General features: G+C 35.2%; 12 protein-coding genes and 1 riboswitch. Of the genes, 4 read left to right on the top strand and 8 right to left on the bottom strand.

Annotated elements, in window-relative coordinates; all coding sequences use genetic code 11:
• Positions 1-165: 165 nt before the first annotated feature.
• Together DS830_RS07820 and guaD are read right to left on the bottom strand one after the other, a co-directional pair.
• On the bottom strand, positions 166-1,515 hold the full coding sequence (locus tag DS830_RS07820) for a uracil-xanthine permease family protein (RefSeq protein WP_118908910.1): 1,350 nt from the start codon (positions 1,513-1,515) through the stop codon (positions 166-168).
• 4 nt (positions 1,516-1,519) lie between these two features.
• The gene (guaD, locus tag DS830_RS07815; protein ID WP_240366799.1) at positions 1,520-2,809 is read right to left on the bottom strand and encodes a guanine deaminase; all 1,290 of its coding nucleotides are present in this window, start codon (positions 2,807-2,809) and stop codon (positions 1,520-1,522) included.
• Between the two features lie 283 nt (positions 2,810-3,092).
• Positions 3,093-3,197, top strand: a riboswitch (TPP riboswitch).
• Between the two features lie 64 nt (positions 3,198-3,261).
• Between guaD and thiM the strand changes: the two genes are divergently transcribed.
• From thiM to DS830_RS07795, 4 genes are all read left to right on the top strand, one after another.
• The gene (thiM, locus tag DS830_RS07810; protein WP_118908908.1) at positions 3,262-4,065 is read left to right on the top strand and encodes a hydroxyethylthiazole kinase; all 804 of its coding nucleotides are present in this window, start codon (positions 3,262-3,264) and stop codon (positions 4,063-4,065) included.
• The gene (gene thiD, locus DS830_RS07805; RefSeq protein WP_118908907.1) at positions 4,066-4,899 is read left to right on the top strand and encodes a bifunctional hydroxymethylpyrimidine kinase/phosphomethylpyrimidine kinase; all 834 of its coding nucleotides are present in this window, start codon (positions 4,066-4,068) and stop codon (positions 4,897-4,899) included.
• Positions 4,886-5,542 carry a thiamine phosphate synthase gene (thiE, locus tag DS830_RS07800; protein WP_118908906.1) on the top strand — a complete coding sequence of 219 codons (657 nt, stop codon included), beginning with the start codon at positions 4,886-4,888 and terminating at the stop codon, positions 5,540-5,542. Before thiD ends, thiE begins: the two co-directional genes overlap by 14 nt.
• 66 nt (positions 5,543-5,608) lie before the next feature.
• Positions 5,609-6,301 (top strand): GTP pyrophosphokinase, encoded by a 693-nt coding sequence (locus DS830_RS07795; RefSeq protein ID WP_118908905.1) that lies wholly within the window; start codon positions 5,609-5,611, stop codon positions 6,299-6,301.
• A gap of 64 nt (positions 6,302-6,365) precedes the next feature.
• Here DS830_RS07795 and DS830_RS07790 read toward each other — a convergent pair whose 3' ends face one another.
• From DS830_RS07790 to DS830_RS07765, 6 genes are all read right to left on the bottom strand, one after another.
• Complete coding sequence (locus DS830_RS07790; protein ID WP_118908904.1) at positions 6,366-8,834, bottom strand: YhgE/Pip domain-containing protein; 2,469 nt, start codon at positions 8,832-8,834, stop codon at positions 6,366-6,368.
• 17 nt (positions 8,835-8,851) lie between these two features.
• Positions 8,852-9,430: a TetR/AcrR family transcriptional regulator gene (locus DS830_RS07785; protein WP_118908903.1), complete on the bottom strand. Its 579-nt coding sequence runs from the start codon at positions 9,428-9,430 to the stop codon at positions 8,852-8,854.
• Between the two features lie 315 nt (positions 9,431-9,745).
• Positions 9,746-11,956, bottom strand: a complete 2,211-nt coding sequence (locus DS830_RS07780; protein ID WP_118908902.1) for an alpha-galactosidase — start codon at positions 11,954-11,956, stop codon at positions 9,746-9,748.
• Positions 11,957-11,979: 23 nt separating this feature from the next.
• Positions 11,980-13,914 (bottom strand): glycoside-pentoside-hexuronide (GPH):cation symporter, encoded by a 1,935-nt coding sequence (locus DS830_RS07775; protein ID WP_118908901.1) that lies wholly within the window; start codon positions 13,912-13,914, stop codon positions 11,980-11,982.
• 183 nt (positions 13,915-14,097) lie between these two features.
• Complete coding sequence (locus DS830_RS07770) at positions 14,098-15,108, bottom strand: LacI family DNA-binding transcriptional regulator (RefSeq protein WP_118908900.1); 1,011 nt, start codon at positions 15,106-15,108, stop codon at positions 14,098-14,100.
• 81 nt (positions 15,109-15,189) lie between these two features.
• Positions 15,190-15,939 carry a DUF1129 family protein gene (locus tag DS830_RS07765; RefSeq protein WP_118900044.1) on the bottom strand — a complete coding sequence of 250 codons (750 nt, stop codon included), beginning with the start codon at positions 15,937-15,939 and terminating at the stop codon, positions 15,190-15,192.
• Position 15,940: the final 1 nt, after the last annotated feature.

Below are 15,940 nucleotides of genomic sequence, written 5' to 3'. Positions count from 1 at the left end.
TATGCTCCAACTTATAAATTTTTATGAAAGAGATTTTTTAATAAAAATTAAGACACTTCTATTCCCCCTGAAATTTTTACAAAATTAGATTAGTTGAACTTGAAATTTTTATAAACTTAAAGAAGGTCAAGAAAAAATTTATCTTGACCTTCTTTAACTCTTTTTCTAATTCAGTATTTTAGCTGTTTTTTCCTTTGTCCAATGCGGTTGCCAATTTAAAACTAAATTCAAAATAATCGCAGTTAAGGCTGCAATCGTAATCGGTGATTTCAAAAAGTATTGCAACATTGGCGGTGTTTGACTAATAACTTTGGCCGGCACTAAAATTAATGCTAAGGTTAATACCATTGGAACACCAACAATATAAATTTCATTACCGGTCATTGTCTTAATTAATTTCAAACCATTGAGCATAATAATCATACAGATAATGGAGAAAACCCCACCAATAATAGCATCTGGAATTGCTGATAAAAAGGCAGATAGCTTGCCCACAAAACCTAAAATAATAAACCACACACCCACAGCAATAAAGACGCGACGACTAGCAACTCCTGTAATAGATACTACACCAGCATTTGTCGAATAACCAGTCATTGGTGTACTCCCCAATAAAGCCGCTAACAAACAACTTAGGCCTTCACCAATTAAACCTCGATTCCATTGGCGTGCAGTAATTGGTTCATTAGTAACTGAACTCATGGCAAACCAAGTACCCATCGTTTCAGTTGTGAGCACAATATAAATAATAACAAACGTGAAAATTGCCATCCCTGAAAAATGAATCCCATAATAAGCTGCAGTAAACTGCGGCCAAGAAAACCAGGGTGCTTGTTGTATTAGAGACCAATTGAATAATTTCATATGGGCAGCAGCCAAAGTTCCTACAAACATGGCAATAACGATGGAGCCAGCCTTGAGAATTTTACGTGTCCGCCGAAAATAATTACTCAAAGCAATGGTGATTAGCAAAGCTCCCATCGTAATTGCTGCTAATTCCATATTTTGATAAATATTACCTGGAGCTTGAAAAATATTATCGTTCAAGGCTGAAGGTAAAAGGGATAAACCCACACAAGCAATAATGGTCCCACCTACAACCGGAGGTACTAATTTATTAATGATTTTTTGATAAATCCCAGTTAATCCTAAAATAATTAATAAAATTGCCCCTACTAGACAAGACCCAATCACTGTTGCCATACCACCATGGGAAGCACCATTAGCCAAATAAACGCCAGCTACTGCTCCTACTGGAACATAAGAAGGACCTTGAGACATTGGCATCTTTAATAACCAGATAGTCTGTATTAAAGTCCCAAGTCCACAAGCTAAAAAGGCAACTTGCAAAAATCCGGTTTTTTGCGCGGCATCCATTGACAACAAACCGGCAATAATCAGTGGCGGTACATAAACATCCATTGCTAAAACATGCTGTAACCCTAATAAACCCGACTCCCAAACCGGAATTTTGTCTTCTGGTCCATATAGTAATCCATTATCTTGAGTTTTCACGCAGCTACTCCTTTTTTTGAATAATTTGTCCTTGAACTAATACTTGGTCAATATTGTTTTTATCAGTATGGTACATTAATTTTTCAAATCGCATAGCTGGTGTTTCTGATTGCCAAGTTGTCCAATTATTATGCACAATTTGTAAATCCGCATAACATCCCACTTTAATTTGACCAGTGGGTAGCTGCAAACTGCGCGCACCACCAAGAGTAGCTAAGTAAAAAGCATTTTTAATTGTTAAAAACTCATCTTGGGTACCTCGATTTAAGGCGTTAATTTGGCCATCTACTCCATCATGACGTTGATGAGCTGAAATCACTGCTTGGCGAATATTTTGATATAGACTCTCACTATAACCACCTGAAATATCAGTACCTAAGCCCATTTTAATCTGTTTTTGCAAAATTGTTTTTGTTGGTAAAATTGCATTACCAAAATATACATTGGAAATTGGACAATGAGCAATCGCAACACCTTGTTGTTGAAATAAGTTCAAATCATCTTCATTTAGTAATGTCCCATGTGCCATAACTGCTTTATTAGTCAATAACCCAAAACGATTTAAGACTTGCGCATCTCGTTGGTGATAATGCTGCAAAGCATAGCCATTTTCCCAATCACTTTCACTACAATGGGATTGAATGGGCAAATTATACTGATGGGCTAATTGACCTAAGCCAGCCAAAGCCTCATCACTGCAACTCGGTAAAAAGCGCGGTGTAATTACTGGCGTCAATGATATTCTTGTAGTTTGATTTAATTGCTGCAGTTGTTCAATAAAGCTTTGCGTTGCTTGTAGTGCTTGTGCAGCCGATTCATCACGATAATTGGCGGGAGTTTGTTCGGGATTATCCATTACCACTTTCCCGATAAATCCCCGTTGCTGATATTTTAAACAAGCCTGCGCCAAAGCCAAATTACCTTGATTGTGAACTGAACCAAAGTATAAAGCAGTAGTTGTTCCTTGAGCTAACAATTCCTGAACTAAGTCGGCATATACTTGTTGAGCAAAGTTCGCATCCTGATATTGAGCTTCTAAAGGAAAGGTATAAACATTCAACCATTCTTCCAAAGGCCGATCTAACGCTACTCCGGCATTAGGCCATTGAGGAGCATGAATATGTAAATCAATAAAACCAGGTAAAACCACTTGTTGTGTGCTCAGTTGTATCAAGCAATCTCGTTTTTGAGCAGTAGCCAAAATTGCTGCATAATCAGAATCTTGAGGCGTTATAATTGCCGCAATATAACCGCTGTTGTCAATACAAATCAAATTATCAGTTTGATAAGTCACTGTATCTGGATCAGCAGCCGAAAAATAGGCTCCTTGAATTACTGTTGTAAAATTAATCTCTATCCCTCCAATCGCGAACTATAATTTTTATATTCTAACAAAATGTTCGTATTACTATTGTAACAATTTTTTTCAAAATTAAAAGATAAAAATAAATTTTTTGAAAATATTTTGATAGTAATGAAATCAATAAAGATTAAAATTTTTACTATAATTTTTAAAAATATACTCATTGGTTATTTCTATTTTAAGTAAAATACGTTACACTGAAAGCGTATACTTTTTAATACACGAGGGGTGCCATATTGGCTGAGATCAAATTAAAAACTTGAGACCCTTTGAACCTGTTCGAGTTAAGACTTGCGAAGGGACGTGTGCACTAAGCTAATCAATAAATTTTAGCCGCCGTTTCTTAGGAGATGGTGGCTTTTTAAATATAAGGAGGATTTTTGATGGATTTTCAACTTTTAGATAATTTACGCCAAGCCAATCCGGTTGTCTTGAATATTTCTAATTTTGTTACTGTTCAAGACGTGGCTAATGGCTTGAGTGCTTTAGGCGCTTCACCAATTATGTCTGAAGAAATTGCAGAAACTGAAGATATGATTCAAATTAGTCAAGCGGTGCAATTGAATTTTGGCGCTTTTACTAAAGAGCAAGTGGCTCATATTCAAAAAATGGGACAATTAGCCAATCAATATCATTTACCAGTAGTTATTGATCCTGTGGCTGTTAGTTCCGTAGCTTATCGTCATCGCATTATTCCACAATTATTACAAGAATTTCATGCAGATATTATTCGAGGTAATACTGGGGAAATTGCTGCTTTAGGAGGTTTTGAATGGCAAGCAAAAGGAATTGACTCAGGTGAAGGTCAAGGCAATCGTGTGGAGATTGCTCAAAAAACAGCACAAAAATATCACTGTGTCGTAATTATGAGTGGTGCTATAGATATTATTACTGACGGTAAAGCAGTAACGAAAGTGCATAATGGAAATTCTTTACTACAAGTTCATGTAGGATCTGGCGATATGTTATCTAGTATTAGTGCTGCCTTTGCTGCGATTTCTTCCCAAAATTTGTATGAAGCAGCACAAATGGCTACTTTAGTTATGGGGTTAAGTGGTGAATTAGCAGCCAATGCACAACCAAATATCGGACCTGGAACTTTTACAGCATGCTTATTAGATAAACTAGCTCAAATTCAAGTTAGTGATTTAACACAATCTGCAAAATTTGAAATCGAGGCTGTATAAATGTCTAATACAATTAATTCTTTCCCAGAAGTTTTAACTATTGCTGGCACGGATTCAGGTGGAGGAGCTGGAATCATGGCCGATTTAAAAACTTTTCAAGCCCGCCATGTTTTTGGTACGGCAGTAGTTGTAGCTGTAACAGCCCAAAATACTCTAGATGTGCAGGCTAGCAAGTTAATGCCACAAAGTTTAATTAATGCTCAATTTGCCGCAATCGCAGAAGATTTTCAAATTAGAGCTTGTAAAACTGGTATGTTGGGTGATAGTAATCGTGTCCGCGCTGTCGTTCAAAATCTCAAAAAATATAATTTTGGTCCTATAATTGTTGATCCGGTAATGATTGCTAAAGGTGGAACTGCGTTATTAAGTGAGGAAGCTATTGTGACGGTCAAAAGAGAACTATTGCCTTTAGCAACACTTATCACGCCTAATATTCCTGAAGCAGAAAAACTTACCGGACAACATATTGAAAATAAAGTAGATTTTCAAAAGACAGCCCGAATATTGCAAAATTTGGGTGCGCAAAATGTGCTCATTAAAGGTGGCCATCAGAATTCAGACACTGTTAGTGACTATGTTTTATTGGCTAATCAGACTCATTTTTGGCTTACCAAACCGCGTACTCATACCAATCGCACTCATGGTACTGGTGATACTATTTCTGCATGCATTACTGCTGAATTGGCCCATGGAGCTGATTTAGCTACTGCAATTAGATGCGGTAAAAATTATGTAACAGCAACCATTGAACATCCCATTCAAGTCGGTCACGGACATGGTCCTTTAAATCATTGGGCCGCCCAGAAAGAAGGTTTAGCTTATGAAAAAATTTAATCCGCAAATATTAAATGCTTATTTCATTTGTGGCAGCCAGGATTTAAAGCAGGATAATCTTTTAACAGTAGTCCACAAAGCTTTAGCTGCAGGAATTACTGCATTTCAATTTCGCGATAAAGGACCTAACTCGCACTTTACTCCTGATCAGCGTTTGCAAGCAGCACGCCAATTCAAAGCATTATGTAACGACTATCATGTTCCTTTCTTGATTGATGATGACGTTCAACTAGCTTTAAAAGTACAAGCAGATGGTATCCATGTTGGTCAATCAGATCAAAAAATCACTCAGGTTATTCAAAGTGTGGGTCAAAAGATGATAATTGGCTATTCTTGTTCCAATTTAGCTGAAGTTCAAGCTGCTAATCAAATTGATGGCATCGATTATTATGGGTGTGGACCTATCTTTGCTACAACTTCTAAAGCAGATGCTAGTCCTGTTATTGGTATTTCTGGTTTAACTCGCCTAGTAAAAGCTGCAACTCGTCCTGTAGTAGCTATTGGTGGTATTAAAACTGATGATCTACCTGCCTTAGCTCAGACCCAAGCTGCGGGAGCAGCCGTAATTTCTTTATTAACTCAAAGTTCTGACTATCAAAATACTGTATCACAATTACGAACCGCCGCTTGGCAAGCAAATTAAGCAAAACTTCACCTCCATTTTAAAGATAAATACTATATAATAGTCACTATACTTGGAGGTTAACTTATGATATTAGAACGAAATAATTTATTTAATATTAGTCAGTTAGAAATTCAATTACAGCAGTCACCCTTACGCGATCATTTACAAGATTTTAAACAACTAACTTACGTGTACATGTTAAGACGCGCAGCTATTAAAGAAATTGGTACAAAATTAGAAAATCTCGACGATGAATTTTCATTAGTTCATCAACACAATCCCATTAATCTCATTGAGGAAAGAATTAAAAGCCCTGCTAGTCTGATGGAAAAATTAGAGCGAAAGCACTTAGATTATACCATTGAAAGCATTAATAAAAACATTTTAGATATTGCTGGTATTCGTGTGATTACTAATTATTTAGATGACATCTTTCGTATTGAACAAACTTTAATTGAACAAGACGATGTCAAATTAGTTAAAAGAAAAGATTATATTAACCATCCTAAACCTAATGGTTATCGCAGTGCCCATTTAGTTGTTACTGTCCCTGTCTTTTTATCAAATGGCACTCATAAAGATGTTCCTGTCGAAATTCAAATTCGGACAGTGGGTATGGAAATGTGGTCCAGCCTCGAGCATAAACTACACTATAAAAATTTTATTAGCAAAGAAAAGGCCGATCAACATACAGCTAAATTACAAGAATATTCCCAAAAACTTTATAACATTGAAGTGGGAATGCAACAAATTTCCAAAGATATTGAAAAAGGATAAAGCTTATTCATATAAAAAAATCGCCCGCAAATTTGCGAGCGATTTTTTTAGATTTATTCAATAATTATTCTTCATTACCAGTTTCAATTCGATCTTCTTTATCATCAATAGCTAGATGCTTCGGTGTGTCATATTCTTCTACTGCTTGTAATTTTTGATTATCATCTAGTTGTGAAACTCCATTCAGATGAATTTTTTGCAATCCAATCATAGCCAACCATAACAGTATAAGAGCTACAATCGTAATTGCTACTAAAATCAAAACAGAACTAGTAAAGATTGTTGTGCCTAATCCAGAAGTAATTGATTGACGGAAACTTAAAATAGAATATGTCATTGGTAAATAAGGATGAATCACATTAAAGAAGTGATTGGTAATTTCCATTGGGAAAGTACCACCAGATCCACCTAATTGCAACATTAAGAGGACCATCGCAACAAACCGACCTGGATTATCAAAAGTCATCGATAAGAACATAATGACAAACATCGCACATAAGGAGAAAACCACCGCAGTTGCAAAGAATTGGGCAACATGATCAATTTGCAAACCGCCAACCATAATCAAGCCAGCTTCTAACACACCCATTGCAACTGCCACTACTGCTCCTACACTTACTTTACTTAAGAACCATTGTGTAGCAGATTTACCAGTTTCTGACACTTTACGAATTGGATAAGCAAAATTGAAGACCAAAGCACCAACATATAAAGCAACTGATAAGACATAGGGTGCTAAAGCATGTCCATAATTTGGTACATAACTATAATTAGTATGTTTCAACTTAGTTGGTGCAGCAAACATATCTGCATTCTTCGGTCCTGCTTTAATACTATTAACTTGTTGAGCACCATCAGTTAAAGCCAAACCTAATTGATCACTACCATTAGCTAATTGTTGAGCCCCACCAGTTAACATACCTGAATTAGCTTGTAAAGCTGAAGCACCATTAGCTAATTGTTGAATGCCACTAGTTAACTGACCACTGCCAGAACCAAGTTGGTTTACACCGTTAGTTAGAGTTGGTACCATTTGATTCATTTGGTTTAACCCGGAAGATAATTGATTAGCACCACCAAGCAAACCAGGTTGTGAACCATTTCCATTAACCGCACCTTGAATATTGCTCAAACCTGAATTAAGTTGCGTAATAGCTTGATTTGCTCCTGGCAAAGCAACATTAGAAGCTTGAGCCAATTGAGCAACACTTGCCTGTAACTGATTAATTTGGGTATTAATCTGCTGTAATTGTGGCGCTGCTTGTTGAATTGCTTGTAAATGTGCAGCAATTTGTTGATCAGCTGCACTAGCATTTTGTAAATTAGCCGCTACGCTTTGTAATGCACCCGCAATATCAGCTTGACCACCCTGGCTTGCTGATTGAGCAACTGCTTGAGTAACCGCACTAGTAATTGTAGCTTGTTGATCGGCAGTAAGTGTATCTGGTCCCAAAGCATCAATCACAGCTTGGGCAATCCCATTAGCAGAAGCATTAGGATCAGATGTTGTTCCACCAGCACTTTGGCTAATATTTTGCAAAGTTGCTCCGGCTTCTTTTAAGTTAGCTCCAATAGTTTGAGCTTGAGTACCAATACCAGAAATCTGACCAGTTAATTGATCAATACCACCTAAACTACCACTGCTTGCTTGTAACTGTTGATTTAACTGTTGAATACCACTATTAATTTGTGGCAATGCTGAAGTTAATTGGTTCAATTGCGCTTGTTGATCGCCTGAAGTACTCGAAGCTAAAGCAGACTGCAACTGTTGTAAACCACTACTTAATTGATTAGAACCATTAGCTAGTTGTCCTACACCTGAAGCTAGTGGTTGAACCCCTTGCTGCAATTGTTGGATTCCACCAGCCAGTGGCGAAACCTTCACATTTAAAGTTTGAATACCATTGCTAACTTGAGACACACCCGCAGTATATTGATTTAAACCGTCACTTAAAGTAGCAGTTCCATTATTCAACTGCGATGCACCACTGGCAGCTTGTTTCATACCAGAGCCTAAGACGTGCAATTGTTCAAACATCGCACTAGCATAGGCATTGGTGACTGCCGTACGAATTTCTTTTTCTAGGCTGCTAGCTCCCACTTGACTAATAACTTCACCAATATAATTCAATGAATCATTAGTTTCATACTTTAATTGCATTTTTTTCGGCTTTGCAGATAAGACTGTGGCGGCATTCTTAGAAAAATTACTTGGGATTGTAATCACAGTATAATATTTTCTGTCTTTTAGTCCTTGAGCAGCCTGCTTTTTACTTACAATATGCCAATCTAATTGCTTATTTTTTTTCAACTTTTTAATTGTTTGCTGCCCGACATTCATTTTTTTACCATTATAGTGTACAGGACGGTCTTCATTAACTACAGCCACTGGCAAATCTTGCGTACTGCCATAAGGATCCCAAACTGACTTTAAGAAGAAAATTGAATATAAAAAAGGAATTATGGTCATGACAATTACGGAAATCAAGATTAACCGATTGCGGCCAATGAATTTCCATTCTTTTTTAATCATTATGATGCTCGCTTTCTTTACAATGTATTTGGTGTTTCACTAATCTCACTTAGTTGTAAATCTAACAGTTCTTCAAATTGTCGTTGTCGCTCCGACCGTTCCACTGGCAAAAATCCCATAATCTCAATGACAGTAAAACCTAGCACTGAACTTATCAGGGTTTGAACATATGAGTCTGCTTGCATATGCCGCAAATGAACACTTGCAACTAACTTATTTAATAAGTCTAACACTTTAGCTGTCGCCTGATAAAAACTGCTGTCATGGTCAAAATTATGCACATCGTAAATTAATTCTACCATTTTGCCCTGGCTTTCAAAATAGTTATGTGCAATTTCAGCATAACGGCGAAAAGCTGCTTGTCCCGCCATTCCTACTAGTCCATCAGTCACGCGACGATAAAGGTTATCCATAAAAATTGTGCCAATTTGATCAATCAGATCACTGATATTACGGAAATAATTATATAATGACTGGGAACGAATATTTAATGCTTTAGATAAACTTTGAAATGTAAGAGCCTTAACTCCTTGCTCAAAAATAATCGTTTGTGCTGTCTGAATAATCTGTTCGCGGTTAATTCTACGGTTGCTCATATTTTTCTCCCCCCTTTATCTCTTATCATAAATCTACAAGTTGTAATTTTAGTACGATTAATTAAAGTTTGCAAGAGTAAAGAGTCATTAAATTGAATTTTTTTAAAATTTTATTAAACATGCTTAATTGTATAGTATACAAATATAACTCGCAATAAGAAACTTCATAATCTCTTTGAGAACTAGTATTGAAAGTTAACTAGAGTCAAAAGTTGATGAATAGTGAAAATTATATATTGTAAAAATAGAACTAATCACAAAATCTGCATAATAAAAAAGAACTCAGACAATGGTTTGTCTCAGTTCACTTAACTACTAACCGGCTAAAGCTTTAAAATGATAAACTTGTGAGCTAAAATCGGCCTGAGTAATTGGTTCATAAAAACCAGTATTCATAAGTTCATCTCCACCAATAACTGCACCAGTATCAAGATTTTTATAAGTCTTATCAGCATCAAGACCAGATAATTTTAAAATTTCAAACGCTGGCTGCGCTTCTGACATTATCTTAAAAGAAAACACAATAGCTTCATTTTTGTCATCAGATACAAACATCCATGCGCAGCGATTATTATCATAAGGACTAATTAATCGAATAAATTTACCATATTGGACTAGTGAACGAATTTTTTTATAAAAAGCAATTTGTGCTTGAACCTCTTTTTTATCAACAGAACTAAGTTTAGTTAAGTCTAATTCATATCCTAAAACACCACTCATAGCAACCTCTCCACGCGTCTTCATAGACGTTAAGCGACCAGTTTGCTGATTTGGAGATGCTGAAACATGAGCTGTCATTGATGATATTGGATAAGCTATTGAAGTTCCATACTGAATTTTAATACGAGCTACAGCATCAGTATTATCACTTGTCCAAGATTGTGGCATATAATATAAAAATCCAGCATCAAAACGACCACCACCACCCGAACAGCCTTCCCATAAAATGTCTGGATATTCTGTGGTTATTTTTTCTAACATTTGGTATAAACCTAATACATAGCGATGTAAAACTTCTCCCTGACGATTAGCTGGTAATACTGGTGAATAAATATCTGTTAAATGGCGATTCATATCCCATTTAACATAATCAATTTGACAACTATCTAAAATTGCTGTCATCTGATTATAGATATTATCACGTACTTCTTGTCTTCCCATATCTAAAACATATTGATTTCGTGAAGGGCTTGGTTTACTTCCAGGAACTTTTAACATGTAATCTGGATGTTGTTGATATAATTCTGAATCAATTGAAATCATTTCTGGTTCAAACCATAATCCGAATTTTAATCCGTTAGCATGGATGTAATCTACAAAACGTTTTAAACCCTGTGGGAACTTACGGGCAAACACTTTCCAATCACCCAGAGAAGTGTTGTCATCATCACGATGTCCAAACCAACCATCATCTAAAACAAACATTTCAACTCCTAACTTTTTAGCCTCATCAACAATTGGTTTTAATTTGTTTTCATCAAAGTCCATAAAAGTAGCTTCCCAATTATTAACCAAGATTGGTCGTGGAGCAAATTTATATTTACCACGTGCAACTCGTTCCCTCATTAACCGATGCAAGTTATCACTCATTTTATTCATACCTTGTGCTGAGTATGTCATCAAGACTTCTGGAGTTTGAAATGTCTGCTGACTTTTAACTTCCCAATCAAACTGTTCATCATTGATACCAACAAGAATTCGTGTTGCACCATATTGGTCTTTTTCAATTTCCTCTTTATGGTTACCTGAATAAACAAAACTCAAGCCGATAATATTTCCTTGAAATTCATCAGTTTGAGAATCACAAATGGCAATAAAATTATTCATTTGATGACTTGTAGTGCCACGTCTACTCTCAAATACTTTAGTCCCAGCGTTAATATCTTCTCTTTGCAATTGACGCTCATTAGCATGTGCTCCTGGTAAAGAAATAACTTGCTGTTTCTTACCAGCAGGTAGATCAAGTTGCATAGAAGCCAGCTTTTCAATGTGAACAGACTTATCACTTTTATTAATCAATTCTACTGAACGCGCAATAACGTCATAATCTTGATAAATCGTATATATCAAAATTAATTCCAATTGATTAACTTGATCTTCTAAAATAATCTTTAAAGTTTGAGCTTCATTTTTCTTAATAACATAAGCTGCTGGAAGTCCATCTAATTGGGGTTTACCAAAGCTTATCTTATAATCTTTGTAAACAAAACGCGCTGAATAAGAGCCATTGGCTTGTCTAATTATTGCAGCTGGATTTCTAAAATCGCCATCACCCTGGCTACTGTACTCCTGCAACACAAAATCTAAAGAAAAAGTACGTTCTTGAGCTCCTGGCAAGTTATCAGAAAAACCACGGTCTTTACGGGGATTTTTTAATTGCCCATGATAATTTTTAATTCGTGGGCCAAAATATAAATGGGAAAGTACCCCACCCTCATCAATTCCTAAAATATAAGAAATATTTCCATTATGAAGATGAAATACTTGCTGCTGTTCATCAAAATTAATCAAATTTTTCAATTTCATATCTTCCTTCGTTTTCAATTAAATTATTGTAATTTCAATACTTCTTGTTTATTGGCGCTCACTAACTCACCCGGTCTTGCTAGGATTTGAGGAGTGCTGAATTTATCACTATTGGTTATAGTGACTGTGATGGTATCATCAAATCCAGCTTTTTTTATTGCCGGATCCCAAAATTCAATCAATTCTGTTCCTTTAGTGACATATTGTCCTTCTTGAACGTAACTGACAAAGCCTGTACCCTTCATTTTGACAGTATCAAATCCAATATGAATTAATACAGCTACGCCATGATCATCCACCAACCCAATAGCATGTCTAGTTTCAAAAATTCTTTTAACCGTGGCATTAAATGGTGCTAACACTCGTCCATCAGTTGGTTTAACTGCAAATCCTTGTCCTACCTGTCCAGAAGCAAATGTCACATCAGCCACTTTATCTAAGGCAATTATTTCTCCAGAAACGGGTGATGCTAAAGTCATTGTGAAATTGTGCTGCACTTCTTTTGCCTCTGGCTTTACTTCTTTGCCCCATGTTTTTTCTAACTGTGCCATAATTTCAGCATGTTTTTCTTCAGTTAAAGTAGATTTTTTCCAAAAAATTAGAAAAGCAATTATTAAGAAAACTGCTGGGACTGCAAACATCATAACTTTAAATTTAAACTGTCCATCGGATGTGATAGATGCCGCGGTAGCACCAGTAGTCATACCAGCTATTACGGCTACTTGACCAACAACACCATTAGAAATAGCTCCCCCTAATTTATCTAATAAAGGACGAATGGAAAGAGTTAATGACTCATCACGATGTCCCAATTTTAATTGACCATATTCAACTGAATCAGTAATAATCATTAAAACTACTAAAAAGATTACTGCTTGCGGAACTTGAAACATTTCTGCAGCTACTAAAACTAAAAACAAAGATTTTCCCGCTACTGAAAATAATAATATTCCTGCCAACATGATACCAATACAACTAGCAAATACTCTTCTTCTATTAAATTTATCCACTAATTTAGGAAATATAGACACAGACACCAAACTAATCACAATATTTATGGTTTGAAAAACTGAAAATAACGTTGATTTACCCATAATAAATGTAAAGTAATAGAGAACTAAAGAATTTAAAATATTAATACCAACGGCGTAAATACCATAAGTCAATGCAATCCACATCAGTTGATCATTTTGAGTTAAAGTCCGAAAAATTTTTTTAAAACCAACTGTATTCTCTTTGTTTTTTCTTAAATCTGATTGAACTTCATGTGTTCCTAAACCAACAGCTATTGATGTAATGATACCTACAATAGCTATCATTAAGCCAAAGGCAAACCAGCCGTGTGCATCTCCTGTACCACCAGTTTTATTTAAAGAAAAAAATAGTACTAATGGCATTACTACTACTCCAACTAGTCCTCCACCAAGAGTAGATCCAATTCTTGCTGATGAAGCAGTTCGTTCCCGCTCTTTTGAACTAAATGAAAGCGCTGGCACCATTGACCAAAAAGCCACATCTTTAAAAGAATAAAAAATATCCATCGTTATATAAAGAACAGCAAAAACAATTAAATATAGTAAAGGATGCGTTTTATTAATGCCTCCTAAATCTGTAAATAAGAACATTAATATAACGGAGGTAATCGTTCCACCAACTACTACCCATGGTTTGAACTGTCCAAATCGTGTTTTAGTTCGATCAATCCAATTACCAATAAAAGGATCAATTAGTAATTCAACAATTCTTAAAACTGTAATAATTGTAGTAATATACACAATCATTCTATTATTTTCTGTCTTATTACCACTGTTAAATAAATGAGTTGTCACAAACATAATAAAATATGTAGATAAAGCACCATAAAACATATCATTTCCAAAAGCCCCAAAAGCATAGGATACCCTAGATATAATATTCTTTAATTTACTAGATTTTGGATTACCAGTTGAATTTACCATTTTTTACTCCTAATCAAAATTTTAGTTAGTAAACAATATCAAAGCTATCGTTTACTTGTTTACTAAAATTAGTGTAACCGCTTTTCACCTTTTTTGCAAGTCTTTTATATAAAATGTAAATCCACAATTTAGTAAACAAATAAAAAGCCAGAACTATTGTTCCAGCTTTTTATTTGCCATATCTTAGAGACTTTCTCTTATAATTAAATTTGAGTTAACTGTAATTTCCAAAGACACTTTACGATTATCTACTAATCTTTCTCTTACTAAATTAATAGCTTCTTTACCCATAATTTTAGCTGCCGGCTTGACAGTAGTTAAAGATGGATAAAGATACTGAGCCATCTCAATATCATCAAAACTAACAACAGCAATATCTTTCGGAATAGACAGACCAAATTCTTGAATGATACGATAAACACCAATTGCCTGTGGGTCACTAGCAGTTAGTATTGCTGTAGGTCGATCTAGAGCTAAAATTTTTTTTGCGGCTTTCATTGCACCTTCAGTAGACCATTGTGTAACTTGAACATTAATATACTTTTCTAAATCATTTAATTTCATCCAGTTAAGATAACTTTGTTCGCGCACATCTAATAATTCATTATGTTTAATGCTTTTATTATCACTCAGATTTTTACGACCACCGATAAAAGCAATTTTTTGATGGCCTTTAGACTTCATTAAATCTAATACATTTTGAGTTTGCTGATCAAAATCATTATGAATTACATCGTAATTTAAGAAATGCCGTGAATCATCAATAATAATAATATTATGATTATAATGATAAATATTTGCTAAAAAAGCCTCTGTTAATGTTCCAATGACAATAACAGCTCCACATAGCGAAAGATCTTTTAAATCATAATCATAACTGGGTAAATGAATTTCTTTAAATAACATCATTCCCCATAATTCAGCTTGTTCTTCAATACCAATTTTTATTTCCCTAAAGTAGGGGTCTTTTAATTCATCTTCTGCACTGACACAATTAACAATTCCAAGGTGTAATCTTTCTACACTATCTTTACTAGCATTACTAGCTGGAATGTAATTTAAGCGACGAGCTGTTTCTAATACCCTTTTTCTTGTAGTATCTGAAACTGAAAAAGACTCATCTTGATTAAGAATCCTAGATACTGTTGCTTTAGATACACCGGAAAGTTTTGCAATGTTTCTAATATTTGCCATTACTCATCCTCATTTTTGTATCAAATTATTTTAAAATTTAGCAAAAAAGCGCTGATAAACTCAACGCTTAAAATTACCTATTTATCTACCCGAAAAAGTATTGATGGTGATGTGATAATAATGCCGGAAAAGCCAACGAATACCATAGACTAATGCCGCCAATATAACATTGACAATCGGTGGCAAAATTGGATTAATTGCAGCTGGTAATAATTGAACAAGCATTGAACCAACATACATAACTATTAAGCCGACTATTAGAATCACAACGCTTTGCCACATTGGTTTCCGTTTCTTTTTATCAAGCATCATTTGTTGGTTAAACCAGGAAAGTAAAATCCCCCAGAAGATACAAATTAAAATGGTAGTCACAATTCCCATTTGATTTTCACGGCTAGGATGCTTCACAAAAAAGCCCATGATTCCAAACATTACCAAAAACAGGGCTGCAATAAATAACGAACTATCGACACTTAATTTCCAAAATTCAACATGGTTTTTAGCTTCAATTTTTTTATGAAAAATTGCATCAACCTTGGTGGCAACAGTTCCATAAAGTTGACGTGCCGGGATACCTTTAATTTGATTATCAATTACTTCTTGCAGTAAATTATCAACTTGTTTTTGAGCTTCCTGGTCAGTTTGTCCATTTTCAACGAGTGCTTTATGCAGCTTAAATAAATAATCTTCATTGCGCTTGCTTAATTTAGCCTGTAATTGTTCTGGTGTAGCTTGGGCAACTTCTTGAGCAATTTTGGCTTGTTCATGCTTTTTCGCAACTTTAGCTTGCTGTTTACTTTGCGCTTGCTTATTTTTTTCGCGTGGATCCATC

Origin of the sequence: Bombilactobacillus bombi, from assembly GCF_003522965.1 — a bacterium.
Taxonomy (GTDB): domain Bacteria; phylum Bacillota; class Bacilli; order Lactobacillales; family Lactobacillaceae; genus Bombilactobacillus; species Bombilactobacillus bombi.
Note: the sequence above shows the minus strand (reverse complement) of the source record. Positions and strands in the feature narration are given on the sequence as shown.

Coding starts and splice junctions, on each gene's coding strand:
- DS830_RS07765 (WP_118900044.1), bottom strand. CDS start 15,939: ATGGATCCACGCGAAAAAAATAAGCAAGCGCAAAGTAAACAGCAAGCT.
- DS830_RS07780 (WP_118908902.1), bottom strand. CDS start 11,956: ATGAAATTGAAAAATTTGATTAATTTTGATGAACAGCAGCAAGTATTT.
- thiD (WP_118908907.1), top strand. CDS start 4,066: ATGTCTAATACAATTAATTCTTTCCCAGAAGTTTTAACTATTGCTGGC.
- DS830_RS07790 (WP_118908904.1), bottom strand. CDS start 8,834: ATGATTAAAAAAGAATGGAAATTCATTGGCCGCAATCGGTTAATCTTG.
- thiE (WP_118908906.1), top strand. CDS start 4,886: ATGAAAAAATTTAATCCGCAAATATTAAATGCTTATTTCATTTGTGGC.
- DS830_RS07785 (WP_118908903.1), bottom strand. CDS start 9,430: ATGAGCAACCGTAGAATTAACCGCGAACAGATTATTCAGACAGCACAA.
- DS830_RS07770 (WP_118908900.1), bottom strand. CDS start 15,108: ATGGCAAATATTAGAAACATTGCAAAACTTTCCGGTGTATCTAAAGCA.
- DS830_RS07775 (WP_118908901.1), bottom strand. CDS start 13,914: ATGGTAAATTCAACTGGTAATCCAAAATCTAGTAAATTAAAGAATATT.
- DS830_RS07795 (WP_118908905.1), top strand. CDS start 5,609: ATGATATTAGAACGAAATAATTTATTTAATATTAGTCAGTTAGAAATT.
- thiM (WP_118908908.1), top strand. CDS start 3,262: ATGGATTTTCAACTTTTAGATAATTTACGCCAAGCCAATCCGGTTGTC.